We start from the raw sequence: 6,765 nt of genomic DNA, 5'->3' as shown, positions 1-6,765 counted from the left end.
ATTTAAGGCTAAGTTTTTACTAAAAATAGCAAAAATATTCCTATTCATAGAAATTGAAAGATTTATTCAACAGTCTTAATAATTATAGTAATACTACAGTATTAGTTAGAATAACATTATTAGAGATAATTTAAGATTAAAAATTCGTAAGGTGCTTAATGTATTTAAATTACCAGTTGATTTTCTTTTTAGGAACCCACTTATCAAGGAGACTTTTATATTTTTTCTCTAAAATTTCCTTAGGTGGTAATTCTGGTAATTTCGAGTATAAATCTGCTTTTTGGAAAGCCTTTAGCAAAGGAAGTAGTAACCAGTCTTTTTCACTAGCAAGCTCTTGGTATGCTAGGCCACCTGTTTGAGGAGTATGCCATGGATAAAAAGAGTGATAGCGAAGAAGATATAACCCTTCATAAGGTATATCGCTTCCTTGTTCAAAAACTTTATAAATGTATTCATCATGTCCAAAACTCATATCGACATTATCAAAGCCACATTTTTTCTTATACTTTCCATAATGAGTTTCAGACTCATTATTATACTCATCATAATCTTTAGAATCTTTAACAAACTCTCTATGGGCAAAAACATTAGCAGAAGCAAAAGGGCAAGCAATAGGATATGTATCGCCAACAGTTGACCATTGAGGCAATTGACCATATTCTGGTAATGTCATAATTTTACCTAAATCATGTACGAAACCAACTAAAGGGAACCAAGACCAATCTTTAATATGATTGTATAGATTACCTAGATTTTGTTTTTCAGTATAAAAATCTTGCCACACTTTAGGAACACTTTGCCACTCATGATCTCTAAATAGCGATCTAATTAAAGCATTTTCTCTAATTTCAGTATCACTTTTTAAGAACTTATTTTGGCAAGCCTCTGCCGTTTGATATGCATGTTCAATTTGAGGTAAATCATTATCAGGATCACTTTCATCATGAACATTTTCAAGAAGTTTAAATACGTCATAAACATCCATATTACCAAGCTCAAGCTTAAAGTATTTTTGTTTCATTTGAGCAACATAATCAGGATTTTGATTAATATGCATTTCTCTATAAGTTCTTTCTACGCGATCTTGAAATTTACTATCCGTATAGTTACGAAACTCACCAAATGTATTTTCTGCTGTTTGAGACATAATATTTCTCCTTTAAATTATTTTGTAAAGCTATAATCATCTTTGCCTAAGTATCTTGTAGGAACACCTTTATTAAGATTATTTTCTATAGTCTCAAGGTGAACCCCTTTGGTTTCTGGAACAAAGAGATATGTAACAACAAACGCTAAGGCCGCGATACAAGCATATATTCCAAAAGTAAATGATATTCCTAGGCTTGTCAATATAGTTAAGAAAGTTGCAGCAACAACAAAGTTAGCTAACCATTGAATAGATGCAACAAAACTCATAGCAGATGCTCTTACGCTTAAAGGGAATATTTCTGATATAATTAGCCAGAAAAGAGATCCAACACTTATACAATATCCAACAATATATACTAGAAGACATACTAATGCTAGTATAGCTGTTGCTCCACTTGAGACATTATGTAATAGATAGATCATACTAAATAAGCTTAATGCAGCCATAGCCGACCCAATTAATAGAAATTTTCTTCTACCTAATCTATCAATAAATATGATAGTAACAATTGTTGCAATAAAGTTTACAAGACCTAGAGATAATGTCATTAGCATTTTCATCTCAGCACCTTGGAATCCTATATTTGACATAATATAGGGGCCATAATACATAACCGTATTTATTCCAAAGAACTGCTGAAATATACCAAGTGCTAGACCTATATAAAGAACTGGACGAACTTTTTTATCAAAAATTGCTGAAAATTTTAATTTATTAGAATTTTCTAGGTTATTTTTAATAGCTGATAATTCCTCAGAGACATCATGTTCAGTTTCACGAATTTTTGATAAAGTCTCATAAGCCTCAGTTTTCTTACCTTTAGAAAATAGCCATTTAGGAGAGTAAGGCATAAAGCACATGCCTATAAATAGCATAATCGCTGGAATTAGTCCCGTAGCAACCATAGCACGCCAACTACCGCTACTAGTGAAATAATAGTCAACTAGAAAAGCTATAACTTGTCCACCTGTAAGAAATGCGCCATTCCAAAGGACTAAAGATCCTCTTTTAGAAGATGGAGCAACTTCTGCTATAAATAAAGGAGCAGCAAATGAAGCAATACCTATAGCAGCACCTAAGATAAATCTACCAAATATTAACATTTCTATATTTGGTGCTAGTGAAGCTACTAAAGTTCCTATTATAAAAAGTAAACTTGTTGCTATCATAGCTTTTTTGCGGCCAAACTTATCAGTAAAATAGCCACTTATAAGTGCACCAAAAAAAGCCCCTAAAACACAAAAACTAACTACTAGCTCTAACTGCCAGTGTTCAGCTAAAAATTCTTTTTGAACAAAGGGAGTAGCTCCTGCAATAATAGATGTATCAAAGCCAAATAATAATCCACCAATTGCTGCTACAGCAACAATCATAATTACGTATGCTTTAGCTGATTTTTGTTTAGACTGCATTTTATTTTTTCTCCAAAATATATCTAATGTGAATATTTTCACATAGACAAACTATAAATTTTTAAACAATACTCTTTTCAAAGAATATTATTTCTTTCGATAATTTAAATATTTATATTAAATATTTTAAGCGATTGTGTATAAGTTAAATCATAAGCAATATCAAAAGCATCAGCTTTAGATATTCTACCTTGAAGAACCATTTCCGCTAGGTATACTGCATCAACACGTCTAGCTATATCATGCCTAACCGGTATAGATAATAGAGCGCGAGTATCATCTATAAAACCTGAGCAGTTATAGAAACCAGCTGTTTCTGTTACAGCATGGCGAAATCTTTTCATTCCCTCAGCAGAATCATTAAACCACCATGGTGGTCCTAAAAAAACACTTGGATAATGTCCAGCTAAAGGAGCTAATTCACGTGAATAAGTCGATTCATCCATAGTAAATAGTACTGTTTTGAAATTATGATTATTACCAACTTTACTCAAAAGAGGGTGTAAGCCATTTACATAATCACATTTAAGAGGAATATCACAACCCTTATCATTGCCAAATTTTCTTTGGATTCGTGTGTTATGATTTCTAAAAACACCAGCATGGATTTGCATAACTAGACCATCATCAGTAGCCATTTTTGCCATTTCAGTAAGCATTTGACCACTAAAAACTTGCTTTTCTTTAGCGCTAGCAGTATTCGAAACTATTTTTTTAAATAGGTTACGGCGTTCAGTTTTGTCCAAATCATAAGTATTTGGAACTGTAACACCATGATCAGAAGCAGTAGCTCCATTAGCTTTAAAAAACTCACGTCTTTCTGCTAAGACTTTAATAAAGTCATCATATGAGTCTATTTTTGTATTAAGTTTTTTTGCTAGTTTCTTTATATTTTTATGGACAGGGTGTAGTTCTGGATTTGTAACACTATCTGGACGAAATGTCGGTATTATTTGACATCCAAAGTCAGATTTAGCAATATTTCTATGATGTGCTAGATCATCAGCTACATCATCAGTAGTTGCGATAGCTTTTATATTAAATCTATTACAGATCTCACGAGGAAGAAATTCTTTTTGTTTTAAACAATTATTTATATGCTCATATAATTCATCGGCTGTTTCAGTAGTAAATGACTTATTATAATTAAAGACATTTTTTAATTGAGCATCAAACCATAAGCTAACTTGAGTACCTCTAAATAAATACCAATTTTCAGCAACTTTTTTCCATATTTTTTTAGGATCGGTTTCAACAGATTTACCATCTTGTCTTGTAATACCAAAATCTTCTAATTTTAAACCTTGAGAGTAAAACATTCTAAAAATATAATGATCAGGCTTTATAAGAAGCTCTACAGGGTTTTCAAAGGATTTATTCTCATCAAACCATGATGGGTCTGTATGGCCATGAGGGCTAATTATTGGAAGGTCTTTGATATGTTGATAAATTTCAAGAGCTAAATCTCTAGTTTGTTTATCTACAGGCATTAAAATGTTATCGTTTAACATATTCTTTCTCCTTTTATATCAATGATGAACTTCCTATTGCAATAACATTTTCTAGATCCAAATATTCCTGTTGATTTTGAGAGTTAATCCCTCCTGTTGCACAGAACCTTATATTAGGAAATACAGACCTATAATTTTTCAAAACTTTAATTCCACCAAATGCTTCTGCTGGAAAAAATTTAAGCGTATTAAAACCATAGCTCATTGCTGTCATAATTTCAAAGGGTGTTATAGCACCTGGTAAATATTTAAGATTATGTTCGCGAGCAAAATTTAGTAACTCATCACTACTACCAGGAGAAACATAAAAGTCAGCCTCAAGAAATCTTGCTTTTCTAAATAGCTCTATATTTGTTATAGTTCCTATTCCTATAATTAAATCATTATTAGACTTAATTACTTTTTCAATAACATCTAGAGAATTAGGTGTTCTAAGAGTAAACTCAACTATATTAAGTTTTTTCTCTCTTACCTTTTTTAATATAGACTCTGCTTGCTCAATAGTATCTGCAGATACTACAGGTATCAATGGGTTATTTTTAAGTAATTCACCTGTTGGCATTTATTAACTCCTTTAACTTATTTATGTATGTATCGGTATGACTTTTATCAATTATTGCACCTTGATGTTGTATAACTTCAGCAGCAAAAGTTTGAGCAAACTGGATACTTTCTTGTAAATTTAAGTTATTAGAAAAAGCCGCTAAAAAAGCAGCATTAAAGCTATCTCCAGCTGCTGTTGTATCTATAGGTGTAACTATTTTAGTAGCTTTAATTAAGTTAATTGTATTTTGGTATTGTAATACGGTAGGATTTATACCGTGCTTAATAATAACTATAGGGATATCAAATTTATTATATCTATCTAGAGTCTGTTGATAATTAATATCATCAAAAAGTAATTCTTCATCATCAAAAGTTGTTAAAACTATCGTTACATGTTTTAGTACTTTTTCTAAGTATCCTTTGGTTTGCTCTTTGGACTTCCAACATTTAGGGCGATAGTTTAAATCAAAAATTATCTCTTTACTATCACCTGAGTTTCTAAAATCTTTTAACCAGTTTGCAAATATTTCTAGCTGTTTATCATCCCATCTTGAGAGAGATATACCTGAGAAATATAAGTAATTATATTCTTTATTATATCTATCTAAATTTTCTTTTGATAAGTGATAGAAGATATCTTTGATAGGCGCTTGTTCACGCCAATAATAAAAACTTCTTTCACCTTGATTATCTGTTTGTATAGCATATAAACCAGGGACTCTATCTTTTATTTTCAGAACTTCAGAAGTATTAATATTCTCAGCATCCCAATGAGATATCATCTGAGCTGAAAAATTATCATCTCCAAGAGCTGTGAGAAAAGAAACATCTTCATTAAGTCTTGCGAAATATAATGCTGTATTTAAAACATCTCCACCAAAGTTTAATTTAGCTTGAGAACCTAACTGGATTTGACCACTAAGCTCAAGCATACATTCACCAATAGCTAAAAGTTTATTTTGACTCATTTTCTAGTTCTCTTTTTACAGCATATGCAACACCACGAACTTCAGCAAGACCTTTCATACGTCCAATGCATGAATATCCAGGATTAGTTTTTTTATCTAAATCTGAAAGCATTTGTTGGCCATGATCTGGTCGCATGTATATAGGCTGTGAATCTTTTTCTATTTTTAGAATTTCTTTCACAAGAGCATACATATCTGTATTACCACATAAGTGCTCAGCCTCATAGAAACTGCGGTTATTAGGATTAAGAGCAACATTTCTTAGATGTGTGAAATAAATTCTTCTACCAATTTTTTTCGCCATTAGAGGAAGATTATTATCCCATCTAGAGCCTAATGATCCAGCACAGAATGTTATACCATTAGCCATAGATGGTATATTTTCAAATAACCAATCATAATCTTCTATAGTACTAATTATTCTTGGTAAGCCGAATAATTCAAAGGGAGGATCATCAGGATGTATAGCTAACTTAGCTCCAACTTCTTCGGCTACAGGAATTACTTTCTTTAAGAAATATACTAAATTCTCACGTAATTTTTTTTGATTAATATCTTTATATTCATCAAGAGCTTCTTGAAATTGTTCTAATGAGAAACTTTCTTCAGCACCAGGTAGACCCGCAATTATATTACCTGTAAGTTTTTCTATTTCAGCATCTGACATATTCTCAAAATATTCTTTTGCTTGAGAGATTACATCAACTTTATAATCTTTCTCAGCATTCTGTCTTTTTAATATATGAATATCAAAAGCAGCAAATGCTATCTCATCAAAAGATAAAGTCTTTGCACCTGTGGAAGTTTGTTTACCTAAATCTGTACGAGTCCAATCTAATACAGGCATAAAATTATAGATAATTAATTTAATACCACATTTGGCTAAATTACGGATGCTTTGACAGTAGTTATCTATATATTCATCACGTGTAGACTTACCTCTTTTAATATCCTCATGAACCGGAATACTTTCTACAACAGACCATATTAAATTTGTTTTACCCAGCTTAGTAGAGTTCTCAACTTCAAATTGTCTTTTTTGAATTTCTGCTACAGGCCAGATTTTTCCATTAGGTATATGGTGTAGAGCAGTTACAATATCAGTAACTCCAGTTTGCATAATATCTTCGATACATACAGGATCATTTGGACCAAACCAACGCCATGATTCTATCATT

6 protein-coding genes are annotated in these 6,765 nt (G+C 31.5%); all 6 read right to left on the bottom strand.

The window, feature by feature from the left end:
• Positions 1-169: 169 nt before the first annotated feature.
• A complete protein-coding gene (locus R8535_RS00930; RefSeq protein ID WP_329495516.1) occupies positions 170-1,147 on the bottom strand; it encodes an inositol oxygenase family protein in 978 nt (325 codons plus the stop codon).
• Positions 1,148-1,164: 17 nt separating this feature from the next.
• Positions 1,165-2,562, bottom strand: coding sequence for a sugar porter family MFS transporter (locus tag R8535_RS00925; protein ID WP_329495518.1), 1,398 nt, complete (start codon positions 2,560-2,562; stop codon positions 1,165-1,167).
• 104 nt (positions 2,563-2,666) lie between these two features.
• Positions 2,667-4,073, bottom strand: a complete 1,407-nt coding sequence (gene uxaC, locus R8535_RS00920) for a glucuronate isomerase (protein ID WP_329495519.1) — start codon at positions 4,071-4,073, stop codon at positions 2,667-2,669.
• Between the two features lie 13 nt (positions 4,074-4,086).
• Complete coding sequence (gene eda, locus R8535_RS00915) at positions 4,087-4,635, bottom strand: bifunctional 4-hydroxy-2-oxoglutarate aldolase/2-dehydro-3-deoxy-phosphogluconate aldolase (RefSeq protein ID WP_329495520.1); 549 nt, start codon at positions 4,633-4,635, stop codon at positions 4,087-4,089.
• Positions 4,622-5,587, bottom strand: coding sequence for a sugar kinase (locus R8535_RS00910; RefSeq protein ID WP_329495521.1), 966 nt, complete (start codon positions 5,585-5,587; stop codon positions 4,622-4,624). The genes eda and R8535_RS00910 overlap by 14 nt, the downstream gene beginning before the upstream one ends.
• Complete coding sequence (gene uxuA, locus R8535_RS00905; RefSeq protein WP_329495522.1) at positions 5,574-6,764, bottom strand: mannonate dehydratase; 1,191 nt, start codon at positions 6,762-6,764, stop codon at positions 5,574-5,576. Before uxuA ends, R8535_RS00910 begins: the two co-directional genes overlap by 14 nt.
• Position 6,765 lies beyond the last annotated feature (1 nt).

The organism is Francisella sp. 19S2-4, from assembly GCF_036281795.1.
Classification (GTDB): Bacteria; Pseudomonadota; Gammaproteobacteria; order Francisellales; family Francisellaceae; genus Francisella.
The sequence above is the reverse complement of the archived record's forward strand: the minus strand, read 5'-3'. Positions and strand labels throughout refer to the sequence as shown.